This is a genomic window from Acidisoma sp. L85 (genome assembly GCF_009765865.1).
Lineage (GTDB): Bacteria > Pseudomonadota > Alphaproteobacteria > Acetobacterales > Acetobacteraceae > Acidisoma.
Genome location: NZ_LMUQ01000045.1, coordinates 45,062 through 60,365, shown reverse-complemented (window position 1 = coordinate 60,365; position 15,304 = coordinate 45,062). Strand labels below are relative to the sequence as shown.

The following is a 15,304-nucleotide window of genomic DNA, read 5'->3' as shown; positions in this document are numbered from 1 at the left end:
ATGCAACAACCCTCGCCGGCTTCCACGTCATCGCCTTCGTCGGATATATGCTCAAACAAGCTTTGGCCCTTATGCAAGGTGCATGACACTCTCTAGACGTTACCGGGGTAAACCCAAACCAGCAATCTTTTGCTGCGGCCGAATACGAGCCCGTGGAGCCAATGTAGTCAACCGACCTCTAGACTGCTTGAGGTGCCTCAATCAGGACTACCTCGCTGATCCCTCCCAGCTTCGAGGCTTTCGTCCCGAAAACATACGGGAGACAAGAAATCAAAAAGCCGACCTCGGATTCATCCGGCCGTCAGGCCGCCGTTGATCGAAAAAATTCCACCGGAGGTCCAGGACGCCTCGTTGCTTGCGAGATAGACCGCGATGCCCCCGATGTCGGAAACTTGTCCGATACGACCCAGCGGGTAGCTGCGATCGACGAAACGCTGAAGCTCAGCTTGAGCTTCCGCAGGCAAGTTCTCGATCGAGGCTCGCCGCATCGCGGTGTCTACAGTGCCGGGCGCAATAGCGTTGACACGGATACCCCGCTTGCCAAGCTCGTAGGCGAGGGATTTGGTCAGCGAATTAATCGCGCCCTTCGAAAGCGAATAGAGGGTCGACGGCCGATTGGGAATCATCTTGTCGGCGAAATAAGATGAGATGTTGATCACTGATCCCCCAGGCTGCGTAAGAAAAGGTAATAGACGCTGCGTCAGGAAGTAGGGAGCTGCAACGTTCAAAGCGAAGGAATGCTGAAACTGATCAATTGTGACCGAGTCGAACGGTGAAAAGTACGCTACCGCGGCATTGTTCACAACAATATCCAGAGGCTTTTCGAATTCGCCTATCTGGCGCACAACAGAATCAATTCCGGCATCCGTGCTGAGGTCGACTGCTATGATTTTCACCTCGGCGCCTTCGAGGTACTTCTGAGCTCGTGCCAGCCTCTCGGTGCTGCGACCAACCAGATAGAGCTCGGCGCCCTCGCGGGCAAAGGCTTCCGCGATGGCAAGACCGATGCCGTCCGATCCTCCGGTAACGAGTGCCCGTTTTCCGCTAAGTCGCGAATTCGGCGGAACGGATACCGGCTCTGTAGTGGCGTTGATCTTTGTTGGCATAATTCCTCTCTTCGGGTTGCCGCTGCCGGAAGCCTATTGTGTGACGCTGTTTGCCGTATTGCTGATTGCATTGCCGGCACTGTCGACAGCATTGCCCGTAGCCTTCACGGCCGTGTGAGCGGCACTCCCCACTGCCGTCCCCGCGGTGTCGGCAGCGTTTCCGGTCGTTGTCCCGGCATTAGAGAGGTCCTTCTTCGCACCGTGAAACGTGTTGCACGCCGAGAGGCCAAACCCAGTGCCGCCCAGAAACGCGACGGCGACAGCGGCGCGGGCCAAATGACGAATACGATTGGATGGGGTCGTCATGCTCTATCTCCAGTGAGTTGAGAAACGGCGGGCTCGGCTTGACGCTACGGGGGCGAACTTCGATCGCACCTCGATCGATACATTAGATATTGGCGAGCCAGGCGCAACGTTCGGCGGTGGACTTCCAAGGAGATGGCCCGCCCCTGGCCGCGTCAATAGGGCGGCGACCAGCCATGCGTGCACAGGATGTAAACCAGTAGTAACGCAGGTGATAATAACTTCTGTTATGATCCTGAAATCGAAAGATCAGGACGCGCCTCTCGGATCCACCCACGAGATGGCGGCCGTGAACACCCGACTTGTTCAGCTAAGGGACGTCCGCCATGCCAGTGGAGAATCCGCCAGATGGCATGAACCGGGCGGCGATTACCGTCTGCGTGATCCTGGCCACCCTTAAGCAGGCGCTCGATACGAGCATCGCCAATGTCCTCGCCTTACATGCAGGGGAGTGTCTCGTCGAGCCATGACCAGATCGACTGGGTGCTGACCTCCTATCCGACCCGATTTCTGGAGGCCAATCACGGCCGGCGGCCGGACCGCGCTCGATGCCGTCGTTACACGTCAAGCCGAGATTATCGCTTATGTCGACGACTACCGACTGTCGCTGATCGCGACGCTCGCGGTGATTCCGCTACTGATCGTCTTCAAGAAGCCGCCCGGTCGCGCTGTTGCGGACTCTCATGCGGTCATAGACTAGCCCCGGCTAGGATACCGGCTCACAATAGTGGCCGCCGCCGGAGGGTGGCTGCTTTTGGTTGACTGAGCCCGGCAGCGCATCTTCAATCCCATATTCGAGGTGCAATATGAACGATATCAACCATCCCCCCAAACTGGCCGAGTGCCGGCAAGTGCGCGCTGGAGCAACCTTTGTAGGCAAGCAGGGGTTGACCTACGCCGTTGGCATCTCGGCCGAGACGGTGGAAGCCAAGGCAATACACCTGCAGATGGTGACCCTTCCCCCGGGCGCCCGCGCGAAGGCGCATATGCATGAGGCGCATGAAACCGCCATATATGCCCTGACTGGAACCTCGCATGTGTGGCATGGCGCCAAACTCGAGCATCATTCGGTTGTTGCACCCGGCGACTTCTTTTACATTCCGGCCGGGGTTCCCCATCTGCCCTACAATCCGAGCACCGAGCCCGCGACCGCGCTGATCGCGCGCACCGATCCAAACGAGCAGGAGAGTGTCGTGTTGTTGCCCGAACTGGAGAGTCTGGCCGGCCAGACCGGCTGAAGGGACTCAACGCCTGACGTTATACCGGCTAGGCGTTTGCGAAATGAGAAAGGCTGCGCTCACACTTCGCCAGCGGCTGGCGGCTCAGCACTGCGGCTTTACCGCCGATGAGGGCCTGGTGGTTCTTGCGTCACGGTTTCATGGATCGCCAGACAGTGCCGCACGAGGTTGGCCCGGGAGGAAACCATCTGTTTCAAGGGCGTCTCAATGTCATAGAAATGGATATTGGCGATGAAGCCGTAAATGCCGGCGTCCGCACTTGTGGGAACCGCGCCGTGCACATAAGCGCCGGATGAAACGATATCGTCGACCACATCGAGATCGGCGAGCCCGCGCGCATAGGCGGCATCTGGCGTATATCGGCCGATGCCCTGGAAATGATAGCGCTGCGCGTTGAACTCGCGCGCCTTGGCTAACCCGGCCTCGGTCAGGCTTGGATGCTCGCGGAGAAGTGCCGCCTGGAACAATGGCCAGAAGCGTTCGTCCTTCCAGCGCGAATAGGACATGACCCAGTAGAGATCGTCGAGCAGGCGCGCGAGAAGGATGTTAAGCCGACGCTCACGGGCGGTCAGCGCCGCATCGATCGTCAGATGATATTTGCTGATCAAATAGGCGACAATGCTCTCACTGTCGCCAACGACGGCGCCGTCATCTACGATGTAGGGGAGTTGGCCGCGGGGCGCCGCCGACGCATCGAAAATATGCTCATGCACAAATGGCAGGCGCGCTAGCCGCATGAATGCGAAGACCTTTAGCCCATAGCCGTTGTTGTCGGCGGTGCCGAAGAGCATCGGATAAGAGTAAAGAGTTATCATGACAGCAAAATTCTAGCGCGTGCCTAGGAACAGGTAAAGTCATTGCGTGTGCACGCTCAAACGTCAGAGTAGCGCATTTCATTGAGATCGGCGATCAGCCCAGGGCCGGTCGGCTGCCATCCGAGTCTTTGCTGGGTTTGCGCGCTTGAGGCCGGGAGGTCCAGACCGGCAAAGGCCGCAAGCCATCCAAAGTGATCCGCGGCCTCCTCCGGAGACAGGGAAACCACGGGCACCTTCAAGCCTCGGCCGATGACTTCCGCGATGTCACGGATCGAAATGCCTTCCTCAGCGACCGCGTTATATCTGGCGCCCGCTTCCCGCTTCTCCAATGCAAGCCTGTAGAGCCGGGCGACATCGAGCACATGCGCCGCCGGCCAGCGGTTGAGTCCGTCACCGATATAGGCCGAGACGCCTTTCTCTCGGGCTAGAGCCACCGCAGGCGTTATGAGGCCCTGTTTGACCGTGTCGTGAACCTGGGGAAGCCGCATCACCGAGACGTTGACACCGGCCGCCGACAACGAAGCTCCCGCCAGTTCCGATGCGACACGGGGATTTGGGTGCCTGGTATTGAAGATTTCCTCGGTCGCGGGCTGGCCCGGCACGTCGTTTCCCATTCCGGTCCCCGAGGTGATAACGAGAGGCCGGTCCGATCCGGCGAGCGCCGCGCCGAGAGCCTCGATCGCGCGCCTGTCTTTCTCGCAATTGGCCACGAACCGCGAGAAGTCGTGATCGAAGGCGCAGTGGATCACTCCATCTGCCTCGGCCGCGCCGCGTCGCAGACTTTCCGGATCTTCGAGATTACCTCGGTGCACCTCGGCACCGGCCGCGATGAGGGATCTGGCCCCCTCGTCCGACCGCGACAACCCGAGGACCTGATGACCCGCGTTGAGAAGTTCTGGAACGATGGCGGAGCCGATAAAGCCGTTCGCCCCGGTGACGAATACGCGCATGGGAAATCTCCAATTGTCTCGAAGAACCATATCGCGCCAATCCGATTACTGTTAAAGTAGTGACATTATCATGGTATAATGACCAATAGGATCAGCATGCCCACCGAGACTGATAACCGGCTGGGGACCTACCTCAAGGATCGCCGCACCCGCCTCGACCCGGCGGCCTTGGGTTTCTCCGCGGCCCGCAGACGGACGTCGGGATTGCGACGGGAGGAGGTCGCGCAGCGCTCCAATATAAGCCCGACCTGGTATACATGGCTGGAGCAAGGGCGCGGCGGCGCACCGTCGGCGGAGGTGTTGAACCGGATCGCCTCTGCGCTGATGTTGACCGACATCGAGCGCGAACATCTCTTCTTGCTCGGTCTCGGGCGTCCGCCGGAGGTCCGCTACAAGGCCTCGGAAGGAGTCACGCCGCGTTTACAACGGGTGCTCGATGCGCTCGAGGTCAGTCCTGCCCTGGTCAAGACCGCCACCTGGGATATCGTCGCCTGGAATCGCGCCGCCGCCGTAGTGCTCACCGACTATGGCAAACTCCCGGAGGGCGAGCGCAATATCCTGCGGCTCATCTTCGGCAACCCCCGCATCCGAGACAAGCAGTATGATTGGGACAGCGTCGCCCGTTTCGTGGTGGGAGCGTTCAGGGTGGATGCGGCACGCGCCGGCGCCATTTCCGAAGTCAGACAGCTCGTGGACGAGCTTTGCAGGATCAGCCCCGAGTTCGAAGCCCTGTGGCAGGACAATGATGTTCACGTTCACGGGGAGGGGCTCAAGCGGCTGAACCATCCGATCCTAGGCTCGATCGCGTTGGAGTATTCCGCGTTTGCCGTCGATGGTCGTCCTGACCTCGGCATGATCGTTTATAATCCGGTCACGACATCAGACGCCGACCGTATCCGATCACTCGTCAATCCGCGGCCAGCATCAACGTGAACCGTCGGCTGCCATCAGCAGCAGCCGATACAAGATCAAAGTTTGTCTGTTCTCGTCGATGCGAGACGCGCCTCGCGCAATCAGGCGAGGTTGTATCGCGGAGCCGGCTTGCCGGTCTGGGTGGCAGCAAAAAGCGCGGCGCGCGCCGCGTCGTATTTGTCCCATAGGGTCGCGTCCGCAACCGACGGCCAGGTGATCGTCTCGCCCATGTCGAAGCCCGCCAGAGACGCATCGACCATGTTCTCCGTGGTCATGACGCTCTCCTGGTTGAGGGCCGAAAGCGGTATTCCTGAGTTGTCCCAGATCTCTGTGGCGGTCGATGCCGGGTTGACCAGTTGCACCTTCACGCCAGTGTTCGCGAATTCGTCCTGAAGGCCACGGGTAAAGTTCATCACGAAGCCCTTGGTGCCACTGTAGACGGCGCTCGCGGACCAAGCGTGAATGCTGAGCACCGAGGCGATGTTGATGATCACGCCCTCATTCAGCTTCCGGAAGGCGGGCAGAACAGCGTGGGTGAGACGCGTCAGCGCCGTGATGTTCAACGCGATCTGCGCCAGCGAATCCTGCAGCGGAGCCTGCTCGAGCGGCTTAAGGCGGGCCAGGCCGGCATTATTCACCAGCACTCGCACGGCCGGGTTGGTGGATAGCAGGTGCTCGACCTTGGCGACGTCGCTGTCCTTTTCGAGGTCGGCCTGGAGCACTTCCACATTCACGCCGTAGGCCTTCTTGATCTTGTCGGCCAAGCCTTCGAGGCGATCCAGACGGCGGGCGACCAGCACGAGATCGTAGCCACGTTTGGCGAGGCGGTCGGCATAGATGGAGCCGATACCGGAGGACGCTCCGGTAATAACGGCAGTTTTACGGCCGGGCATAGGCTACTCCTGATAGATTTGGCACTCAATGGTTGGGCGCCCAACTATGTGGCCATGACCACCCTCTTGTCAATGCTACGGTGCCCAACTATTTTAGGGACATGAGCGATCCAGATGATTTCACCATGGAGCATGATGCGCCGGGCATCGATCTGAGCGAAGCGTTGGGCGAACTTGCCTGCACCCACACCGCGCTCCGCCACGCCGCCCGCCGGCTCGGCCATCTCTATGACGAGGCTGTGTCGCCGACAGGCCTCAAGGCCACGCAGGTTGGCTTGCTTGTGCAGACCGATGTTCTCGGCGGGGCGGATGGTCCGACGTTGCAGGCGCTTGCCGAGCGTCTGGCGATCGGTATCTCGTCCCTGACCTATGCGCTGCGCCCCCTGGTGCGTGACGGCATGATCGAGCTTCGGCAGGATGCTTATGACAAGCGGACGAAACACGCGTGGCTGACGGCGCTGGGCAGGAAGCGCTTGGCGGAAGGCATTACCTTGTGGGCCGCCGCGAACCGCCGCACCGAAATAGTCCTAGGACATGATTCGGCGACCAGGCTTCGGGCTCTTGCGGACGAGGTGTCGTCCAGAGCATTTCTCGAAGCGTATAAGGCCGGCCAGGCGAAGTCGCCTCGCACCGCAGGCTGACGGCTGCTAAGGACGTTATCAGCCGCCTGGTTTTCGGCTACCCTTCTCCAGTGAGAGGTAGGCCCGAATCATGATGCAAGTAGCTCAGCTGTATCGTTACCCAGTAAAAGGGCTATCGGCTGAGCCCACGCCGGTTCTGGCTCTCACGCGAGACCACGGCGTGCTCCATGACAGGATCTACGCATTAGCGCTCGGTACCACCCAGTTTTCTCCGGAAGCTCCGCAGCCCTTGGATAAGGGCAAGTTCCTGATGCTGCGTGCGAATGAGATACTTGCAGCCTTGTCCACACATCTCGATCCGGTGACTTCCATCCTGACGATCCTTCAGAAGGGTCGGGAATCAAGTCAATTTGATCTGTCAACTGCGATCGGACGGGCGCAAGCAGAAACTTTCTTTACAAATTATGCCGGTGCGGATGCGCGCGGCCAAATCAAACTTGTCCATGCTATAGGGCATAAATTCACTGACATAAGCGTGGTTTCACCTGCCATGATGCGGGCAATCTCGGTTATCAATCTTGAAACCGTGCGGCTGCTGCAGGCGAGGGTGGGGCACGAGGTTCACCCGCTTCGTTTTCGCGCGAATGTCTATATAGATGGGCTTGACGCCGCCGAGGAGTTGGATTGGGAAGGTCGAGAAATTTGCATCGGTCCAGTGAGATTTCGCGGCGCGCTTCGTACCCGACGTTGCGCGGCTATCGACGTCAATCCGATGACAGCTGGACGCGACTCCCATTTGCCGAAGGCCATCATGCGCCATTTCGGCCATCCCGATCTGGGAATCTATCTGGAGATTATGGAAGATGGAATACTGACATTGAACGACCGGGTATTCCTCCCAAACGATCAGGGATCTGACGGCTAGCGGTTTCCAGTGATGTCGATTAACTGTTCGGCTATCGACGATCGCGAGTAGCGTGCCCGCGTACGCCGTGCGATGCAGCTATGGTTGCCACACCGACTGAATGACGGAGGGTCCATGTTCGACAAATTGGGTTTGAGTTTAGTTGTCGTCGGTGCTTTGGCGTCCTTCCATGCGGAGGCACAAACCATGACCAATATGGCGGCGCTGCAGGGCCTGGCGCCGTTGACGGTCCTGGCTAAAACCGCGGCAGGCAAGGCAGCGCTCGGTGCCAATTACACTGTAACCGGCGGCATTCAGACAGGGGAGATCCGGCAGCCGACGCTGCTGCCGTTTACCGATCAGCAGCAGCAGGCGCTCCGGGATGCTTTCATCACAGATGGGAATCTCGCTGACCTCGCCGACGGCCTTGGCACCACGCTTGGTGCGGCCTACCAGGCGCGTGCGCATTATGACGACCGCCTGACCTATACGAGCGTGTCCCCGGCGGTCGCCGCCCTCATCGCCTACGCGAACGCCACAACGGGCGCCGACTCGAACTCGGGGAAATACTTCTTCGCCAATGGTACCACGGACGGGAAGAAACCCGTGTCCAGCGAGGCTATCGGCATCCTCACGGGTATCGGCGGTTCGCCAGACCCATTTGGAACAAACTACGGCCTTCCCGGAGGGAGCCCCGGCGGGGATGCTTACGGCGACTCCCGGCCATTTCAAACCGAGCACACTGTCTTGTCGATCGTCGGATACGACTACTTTAACGTTCCCGCCGACAACCTGGTTTATAACCAGGGTCCGATCATGGATTTGGTCAACAGCCCATCCTTCCCGAGCGGCCATACCACCTACGGATTCACGGGATCCCTAGTCCTGGCCGAGCTTGTGCCAGAGCGCTTCCAGCAGATGATTGCGAGAGCGTCAGAATACGGAAATGACCGAATTCTGATGGGCGCCCATTACGCTATGGACGTCCTCGGTGGCCGGACCCTGGCAACATATGACCTCGCTCATCTGCTCGCCAATGATCCGGCCTATGTAGGCCGCACGCTGAAAGGGGCCCCGATGATAAAGGACTATCAGGCTGCCCTGAAGGCCGCGCGCGATGACTTAACGACAGCATTGCAGGCAGGATGCGGCAACACGGTCTCGGTCTGCGCAAATGAGGATATCGGGCGACTGAGCAATCCCGCAATGAACGAGGCGTTCTACGCCGTCACCCAGACCTATAATTTGCCTGTCGTTTATCCGAAGAACGCGAACGTGCTGGAGGACGTCGGGAAGGCCGCGCCCGAAGCCGGCTACCTTCTGACGTTGGCATTTCCGTCGCTGACGCTGGAACAAGCCGATCAGATCCTGACCGAAACCGAGGGACCAGGCGGCGGTTTCCTGGACGACGGGTCCGCCTTCGGAGTGTATTCGCGGCTAAACCTCTATGCGGCGGCTGGCAGGGCGGCGGAGACGGCGCCCAGCAAGTAGTGCGCGATGTCTTTGTTTGAATCGCGCCCAAAGGATCCGTCATGGCAGGCGAAGGCGTGCCATCGACGTCTTGCCTTAGCTGCGCAAGCGAAGACGTGGGTGCTCGGCCTTCGCCGAGCATGACGTAGTAGAATGGGCGCGATTCAATATTGGGTTATCACCTCTTGCCGTGACGCAGTCGCGGAACTTTGGAGGGGCGCCGCATCCAGCGGTCCGAGCAGAAGTATTGGCATAAAGTCCGCATCAGAATTCCTGCCGCGTTGGCGTGATCGTCAGTTGCTGCAGATTCACATCCTGCGGCAGCTGGTAAGCAAAGAGCATGGTCCGCGCGACATGTTCGGCCGCGATACCGCCGCCGATATCGGCGCCGCGGGCCGCCCAGATGGCATGCGCTTCCTCGTTGAGCATTGTGCTCGCGATCTCGCTCCGGGTCAGACCGGGGACGATCGCGATCACCCGCACGTTATGGCCGGACATGCTGCTGCGGGCGGCTTCGGTTAGAGCGTCGACATAGGCTTTCGAGGCGCCGTAGGCGTCGTGATACGGGTAGGATTTGCGACCGGCGATCGAACTCACATTGATGATCGTGCCGTGCCGCCGCGCCTTCATCCCCGGCATCACCACATGCATGCAATTCATGACGCCGAGGCAATTGATGTCGAGCAGATCACGCCACTCGGCCGGATCCTGATCCTCGATCCGCGCGAGCGGCGCGATGCCCGCATTGTTGATGAGGCCATCTACCGGGCCATGTAGCGCTTCGGCTTCGGCGACCGCCAAGGCGACGGCCGCAAGATCGCGGACATCGACGCTGCGGCAGACGGCATTGGGCAGAGCGAGCGCTTCCAGTTTCTCGCGGCGGCGGGCCAGCAGCAGCAGCGGATGGCCCGCCTCGACGAAAGCCTGTGCCGTGGCGGCGCCAATGCCAGTGCCGGCGCCGGTGACCATGATGAGAGGCTTGCTCATGCGGATCTCTCCTGAAGGGCGGCGGTCAAGCCAAGACGGGTTCGGGCGTGGTTTCCAGGGCGAGGCGGCGCAGCGTTGTGCTGTCGAGCCTGGCGGCCTCATGGCGTCGCCCGGAGCAGCGACCGCGCTGCATGATGATGACCTCGTCGCAGACGGCGAGCAGTTCCTCCTCCTCCGTCGAGACGACCAGCACGGCGACACCTGACTGCGCCGCGAGACTGCGAATGAAGGCATGGATCTCGGCCTTGGTGCCGACATCGATGCCCTTGGTCGGCTCATCGAGCAGCAGCACCTGCGGGCGCTGCAGCACGGCCTTTGCAAGCAGGGCCTTCTGTTGATTGCCGCCCGACAGGCGGGACATCGGCGCATGGATATCGCCACGCACGCGCAGCCGTTCCAGCACTCCGATGGCTTCCTGCTCCGCTTCCTGCCGGCGGATCACGCCGCCCCAGGCATGGCGTCGCAGCACGGGCAGGGTGCAATTTCGGATGGCGTCGAAGTCGGGAATGAACCCGTTCGCCTTGCGCTCCTCCGAGACAAAGACGACGGCTTCGCGCATGGCGGCGCGCGGGGACTGCGGACGATAGGGCCTGTCGCGTAGGCGCATCGTGCCATGCCCTACGGGCTCCAGCCCATAAAGCGTTCGCAGCAGCCGGCTACGGCCGGAACCGGCGAGACCATAAAGGCCGAGCACCTCGCCGGGTGCGAGATCGAGGCTCACATCGCGCAGTCCGCGGGGTGCTCCAACGCCGCGCGCCGTCAAAATCGGCGACGGCTTCGCGGCGGCGGTGGCATGCACGGCGGGTGCCTGGGCCTGCAGACGCGCGGCCTCCTGCTGGCCGATGATGGATTCGACCACCGCCTCATGCGACACGGTAGCGATGGGGGCGTCCAGCACGACGCGCCCATCCATCAGCGCCGTCACGTGGTCGCAAACAGCGAAGATTTCGTCGAGCTTGTGATCGACGATGACGATCGCGACATCCCGTTCCCGCGCGATGCGGCGCAGTGTCTCGACCAAACGGTCGATCTGGCCGCGCTCCAGCGCCGTGGTGGGTTCGTCGAGCAGGATGACACGGGCATTGCGCGCCAGGGCGCCGATGATCTCGATCATCTGACGCTGGGCCACCGGCAGGTTGGCGACCTTCTCGTCGCCGGTGAGATTGAGGCCATTGGCGGCAAGCTCGCGCCGAGCCGTCTCCCGCATCGCCTGCTTGTCGAGAATGCCCGCGCTGGCGATCTCGCGTGCGAGAAACAGGTTCTGCGTGACCGTCAGATTTTCCAGTAGCGACAATTCCTGGAAAACACATGCGATGCCGGCGGCCGTCGCGGCCGCCGGGCTTGCGAAGGAGACCGGGCGGCCATCGAGCAGGATCGTACCGCCATCGGGCGCCACGGCCCCGGCAAGCACCTTGAGCAAGGTGGACTTGCCGGCGCCGTTATGGCCAACCAGGCCATGCACCTCGCCGGAACGTAGCGTTAAGGCCACGCCATGCAGAACGGTCGCACTGCCGTAGCGCTTGACGATGCCTTGCGCGACGAGCCGTTCCTCGGCCATGGCCTTTCGCGGTCTTAGCCAAGCTCGCCGGGTGGCGGGGTCTGGCCATAGGTGAAGACAGCGACGGGCAGCAGGATCTCGGGCTTCACGGGCTTGCCGTCGACATAGTCGCGGATGCTCTTCACAACGATCTCGGCATAGGTTGCCGGCTGCTGCGCGGCGCAGCCCTTGTAGGGGCCTTCGAGCTTGGTATCGGCCGCACAGAAGGCGAAGAGGCTGACCTTGTCGGCCCGGCCCAGCGCCTTGATGGCCTGGATGGCGCCCACGGCACCCGGCCCGGTATCGGCGAAGATCACGTTCATCTCCGGATTGCCCTGGAGCATCTCCATGCCGACCTTGAGGCTGACATCGGGCTGCACCAGGCCGTTGACCACGCGGGTGACCTCCGCATTGGGATTGGCCTTGAGCGCTTCCTTGAAGCCGCCGTCGCGCTGATTGGTCGGAAGCTGCTGCGGATCACCCACGATGCCAGCGACGATCTTGCTCGTCTTGCCGAGAGCCGCCAGCGTCGCCTCACCCATCACGCGGCCACCCTCGACCTGATCCGGGCCGACATATTGCATGATCTGGCCGCCCTGTGCCTTCAGGTCATCGAGGGCGACGGAGACATTGACGGTGAAGACGGGAATTCCTGCCTTGGTCAGGGCGGTGGCCATCGCGGCGCCCGGCCCGGAATCCACCGCGTTCAAGGCGACGGCGCAGACCTTCTGCTGGATGAAGCCGTCGATCTGCGAGAGCTGACGGGAGTCGCTGTTGTCGGCGATGGAGACCGCCACCTTGAAGCCGGCAGCCTTGCCGTGATCGATGAAGCTCTGCCGCATCGCGATGTAATAGGGGTTGGAGGTATTGGGCAGCGCCACGCCGATCAGCGGCTGCGCATCCTTGCAGCTCGCCGGGATGGGCATCGCGCTTGACTGCGCGGCGGCCGCGCCGATGCCGAGCCCTAGCACCATCGCCGGGGCCGCCAATACCGTCGTCATCCAGGGTTTCGCCGTGGCGGTGGACGCCGCCCGAGCCAGTATGTGTTTCATCGCATGCATCTCCTCATTTTTGTTTTTGACGCCAAGCTTTGCCGCGCCTTGCCCTAGCCAGTCCGGCGCATTCCGTGTGTCCTCAGAAGGGACCTCAGGGTTTCCGAAAGCGGCACGCCCGCGCTGCGCCGCCGGTAGGTATCGAAGATGACCGCGATCAGCACGATCACGCCGATGACGAGAGACTGCCAATAGCTGCTGACGTTGAGCACGTTCATCCCGTCGCTCACGACGGCGATGAGTACGGCGCCGATCATCGCGCCCTGCACGCGGCCCACGCCGCCGAACAGGCTCACGCCGCCGATGACGGCCGCCGCGATCGAGAAGAACAGTTCGTCGCCGAGGCCGGTTGTCGGGAAACCAACCATGAGCCGCCCGGTGTCGATGATGCCGCCCAGGCTCGCGCAGAGCCCGCTGACCGCATAGACCGTGATCGTGGTCGTGGTGATATTGACCCCGGCCAGCCGCGCCGCCTCCCGATTGCCGCCGGTCGCGTAGATATGCGTGCCGAGGATGGTCTTGGACAGCAGCAGCCCGGCCAGGATCGCCATGGCCGCCAGGATCAGCACCGGCACCGGAACACCGCCCACCAGTCCTTGCCCGATGAAGGCGAAGCCCGGCTGGGTGATTGAGATGGAATTCGCGCCCGTGATGATGAGGGCGAGGGAGGACATGACGCCCATCGTCGAAAAGGTGACGATGAAGGGCGGCACTCGGAAATATTGGATGATGATGCCGTTGACGACACCCATCAGGGTGCCGGCGGCCAAGGTCAGCAGAACCGCGAGCGGCCAGAACACGCCATGCGCCATCAGCAAGGACACAAGCACGCCCATAAAGGCGATATTGGCGCCAGTCGAAAGATCGATGCCGCCGATCAGCAAAACGAAAGTCTGGCCGAGGGCGAGAAGACCGATCACGGCGCCGTTGAGAAGCAGCACCAGCCCATTCGACAGCGTGCGCATATTGGGCGACATGGCGCAGAAGATGACGAAGACGACGATGAGCATGCCGAGGATGCCGGTCTCGTCGGGCAGCTTCCAACGTTTCCGGGCCACTGGCTTTTCGGTCACGCTGCTCACCGCCTGTCCCTCCTTCATCATGCCGCCGCCGCCTTCACCTGCGCGGCGAGCATGCGATAGGCCGCGCGAATAGCGACGGCGTCCACTGCCGCCTGTGGCTCCGCGGCCAGCACCAGATCGGGCGCCCAGTCCCGCGCGATCGCATCGACCTTGCGTCCGGTCAGCGCCGCCACGGCCTGTACGGCCGCGCCTGCGGCGGCGGCTTCCACGGATTGGCTGAGATAGACCGCCTCGCCGCTGAGATCGGCGAGAATTTGCTGGTAGGCGCGGGACTTCGCGGCCCCGCCCGTGAGGATGAGGCGGCCGTTCATCCGTGCACCGGCGGCACGCAGCAGATCGCGCCCATCCAGCAAGCCGCAGAGCACGCCTTCCACCGCGGCGCGGCCGATCTGGCCGGGTGTGGTGTCGCTGCGCAGGCCCGCCATCTGGCCGCGCGCATCTGGCAAATTCGGCGTGCGCTCGCCATCGAGATAGGGCACCACGACGACACCTCCGCCACCCGGCTCGGCGGCGAGGGCCATGGCGTCGAAGCGCTGCACATCAACACCGAACAGACGGCGAAAGAAATCTGTGACCTTGGCGGCGTTCAGCGTGGTGATCATGGGCAGGAAGCGGCCCGTGGCATCGGCATAGCCGTTGATGGCGCCTGTAACATCCCGCACTTGCGTGTCTGTCACGGTATAAACGGTGCCGCTCGTGCCGAGCGAGATCACGGTATCGCCGGGCCGAATGCCGAGGCCCAGCGCCGCCGTCATATTGTCGCCGCTGCCTGCGCCCACCACGGCGCCTGCAAGACCCTCTAATTCGGGGAGCGCCCGCATCTCATCGGCCGCCGCGCCTGAGTCGATGATCGCAGGCAAAAGCCGGTCCCAGTCGAGGCCGGGGGCGGCAAGATCGGCCAGGGCGGGGTCCCAGCAATTAGCGACCGGATTGAAATATCCGGTGCCGGAAGAACCGCCACGCTCCGTCACCGCACGGCCGCCGAGGCGATAGATGAGATAGTCAGCCGGCAGCATCACCCGAGCCGCCCGCGCCAGCGCCTCCGGATGGCAGCGCCGGGTCCAGGCGAGTTTCGAGACCGTGAGGGCGGGTGCGGGGACTGAGCCGGTGCGCCCCGCCCAATCGGCTGCCGGCAATCGTTCCAGCAAGCCCAGAGCGTCCGGTGCGGATTCGGTGTCGTTCCACAGTTTCGCGGGACGTATCGGCGTGTCCGCCGCATCGAGCAGAACCAGGCCATGCCCCTGGCCGCCGACAGAAATCGCCGCGACGGACGGCAGATGAGGCGCGACCTGTGCGAAAGCCGTCATCAGCGCTCGCCACCAGTCGCGCGGATCCTGCTCGCTGCGCGGCGGGGTGGTCGGCGGGTGCGGCGCGCGGCCCTCGGCGACGAAAGCACCGTCCTCGAGCCGTCGGATCACGACCGTGCTGGATTGTGTGGAGGTATCGATACCCGCGACGAGGTGGCGGTTCACGC

General features: G+C 62.1%; 16 protein-coding genes. 6 read left to right on the top strand and 10 right to left on the bottom strand.

Going from position 1 to position 15,304, the window contains the following annotated elements; genetic code table 11:
• Positions 1-290: 290 nt before the first annotated feature.
• Both GSQ83_RS13125 and GSQ83_RS29910 read right to left on the bottom strand, forming a co-directional pair.
• Complete coding sequence (locus tag GSQ83_RS13125; RefSeq protein WP_158803334.1) at positions 291-1,106, bottom strand: SDR family NAD(P)-dependent oxidoreductase; 816 nt, start codon at positions 1,104-1,106, stop codon at positions 291-293.
• A 33-nt stretch (positions 1,107-1,139) separates the two neighbouring features.
• Complete coding sequence (locus GSQ83_RS29910) at positions 1,140-1,412, bottom strand: hypothetical protein (RefSeq protein ID WP_216850132.1); 273 nt, start codon at positions 1,410-1,412, stop codon at positions 1,140-1,142.
• A 323-nt stretch (positions 1,413-1,735) separates the two neighbouring features.
• Between GSQ83_RS29910 and GSQ83_RS29630 the strand changes: the two genes are divergently transcribed.
• Together GSQ83_RS29630 and GSQ83_RS13115 are read left to right on the top strand one after the other, a co-directional pair.
• The gene (locus tag GSQ83_RS29630) at positions 1,736-1,879 is read left to right on the top strand and encodes a hypothetical protein (RefSeq protein ID WP_174246658.1); all 144 of its coding nucleotides are present in this window, start codon (positions 1,736-1,738) and stop codon (positions 1,877-1,879) included.
• Between the two features lie 336 nt (positions 1,880-2,215).
• Positions 2,216-2,647, top strand: a complete 432-nt coding sequence (locus GSQ83_RS13115) for a cupin domain-containing protein (RefSeq protein ID WP_158803333.1) — start codon at positions 2,216-2,218, stop codon at positions 2,645-2,647.
• A 98-nt stretch (positions 2,648-2,745) separates the two neighbouring features.
• On the opposite strand, the gene GSQ83_RS13110 is transcribed toward GSQ83_RS13115, so the two are convergent.
• Both GSQ83_RS13110 and GSQ83_RS13105 read right to left on the bottom strand, forming a co-directional pair.
• Positions 2,746-3,462, bottom strand: a complete 717-nt coding sequence (locus GSQ83_RS13110; protein WP_158803332.1) for a glutathione S-transferase C-terminal domain-containing protein — start codon at positions 3,460-3,462, stop codon at positions 2,746-2,748.
• A gap of 56 nt (positions 3,463-3,518) precedes the next feature.
• Entirely contained in the window at positions 3,519-4,412 is an 894-nt protein-coding gene (locus tag GSQ83_RS13105; protein ID WP_158803331.1) for an SDR family oxidoreductase, read from the bottom strand.
• A gap of 96 nt (positions 4,413-4,508) precedes the next feature.
• Between GSQ83_RS13105 and GSQ83_RS13100 the strand changes: the two genes are divergently transcribed.
• Positions 4,509-5,345: a helix-turn-helix transcriptional regulator gene (locus tag GSQ83_RS13100; protein ID WP_158803330.1), complete on the top strand. Its 837-nt coding sequence runs from the start codon at positions 4,509-4,511 to the stop codon at positions 5,343-5,345.
• 80 nt (positions 5,346-5,425) lie between these two features.
• Here GSQ83_RS13100 and GSQ83_RS13095 read toward each other — a convergent pair whose 3' ends face one another.
• Positions 5,426-6,217 (bottom strand): SDR family oxidoreductase, encoded by a 792-nt coding sequence (locus GSQ83_RS13095; protein WP_158803329.1) that lies wholly within the window; start codon positions 6,215-6,217, stop codon positions 5,426-5,428.
• A 101-nt stretch (positions 6,218-6,318) separates the two neighbouring features.
• Between GSQ83_RS13095 and GSQ83_RS13090 the strand changes: the two genes are divergently transcribed.
• The 3 genes from GSQ83_RS13090 (at position 6,319) to GSQ83_RS13080 (ending at position 9,193) form a co-directional block, all read left to right on the top strand.
• On the top strand, positions 6,319-6,858 hold the full coding sequence (locus GSQ83_RS13090) for a MarR family winged helix-turn-helix transcriptional regulator (RefSeq protein WP_216850130.1): 540 nt from the start codon (positions 6,319-6,321) through the stop codon (positions 6,856-6,858).
• Positions 6,859-6,928: 70 nt separating this feature from the next.
• Positions 6,929-7,723 (top strand): MOSC domain-containing protein, encoded by a 795-nt coding sequence (locus GSQ83_RS13085; RefSeq protein ID WP_158803328.1) that lies wholly within the window; start codon positions 6,929-6,931, stop codon positions 7,721-7,723.
• A 114-nt stretch (positions 7,724-7,837) separates the two neighbouring features.
• Entirely contained in the window at positions 7,838-9,193 is a 1,356-nt protein-coding gene (locus GSQ83_RS13080) for a phosphatase PAP2 family protein (RefSeq protein ID WP_174246659.1), read from the top strand.
• A 243-nt stretch (positions 9,194-9,436) separates the two neighbouring features.
• Here the strand turns inward: GSQ83_RS13080 and GSQ83_RS13075 are convergent, their stop codons facing one another.
• The 5 genes from GSQ83_RS13075 to xylB are packed head-to-tail and all read right to left on the bottom strand — an operon-like array spanning position 9,437 to position 15,302.
• A complete protein-coding gene (locus GSQ83_RS13075) occupies positions 9,437-10,159 on the bottom strand; it encodes an SDR family oxidoreductase (protein ID WP_216850129.1) in 723 nt (240 codons plus the stop codon).
• 25 nt (positions 10,160-10,184) lie between these two features.
• On the bottom strand, positions 10,185-11,717 hold the full coding sequence (locus GSQ83_RS13070) for a sugar ABC transporter ATP-binding protein (RefSeq protein WP_158803327.1): 1,533 nt from the start codon (positions 11,715-11,717) through the stop codon (positions 10,185-10,187).
• A 14-nt stretch (positions 11,718-11,731) separates the two neighbouring features.
• A complete protein-coding gene (locus GSQ83_RS13065; protein ID WP_158803326.1) occupies positions 11,732-12,748 on the bottom strand; it encodes a substrate-binding domain-containing protein in 1,017 nt (338 codons plus the stop codon).
• 53 nt (positions 12,749-12,801) lie between these two features.
• Positions 12,802-13,851, bottom strand: coding sequence for an ABC transporter permease (locus GSQ83_RS13060; RefSeq protein WP_216850128.1), 1,050 nt, complete (start codon positions 13,849-13,851; stop codon positions 12,802-12,804).
• On the bottom strand, positions 13,848-15,302 hold the full coding sequence (gene xylB / locus GSQ83_RS13055; protein WP_158803325.1) for a xylulokinase: 1,455 nt from the start codon (positions 15,300-15,302) through the stop codon (positions 13,848-13,850). Before xylB ends, GSQ83_RS13060 begins: the two co-directional genes overlap by 4 nt.
• Positions 15,303-15,304 lie beyond the last annotated feature (2 nt).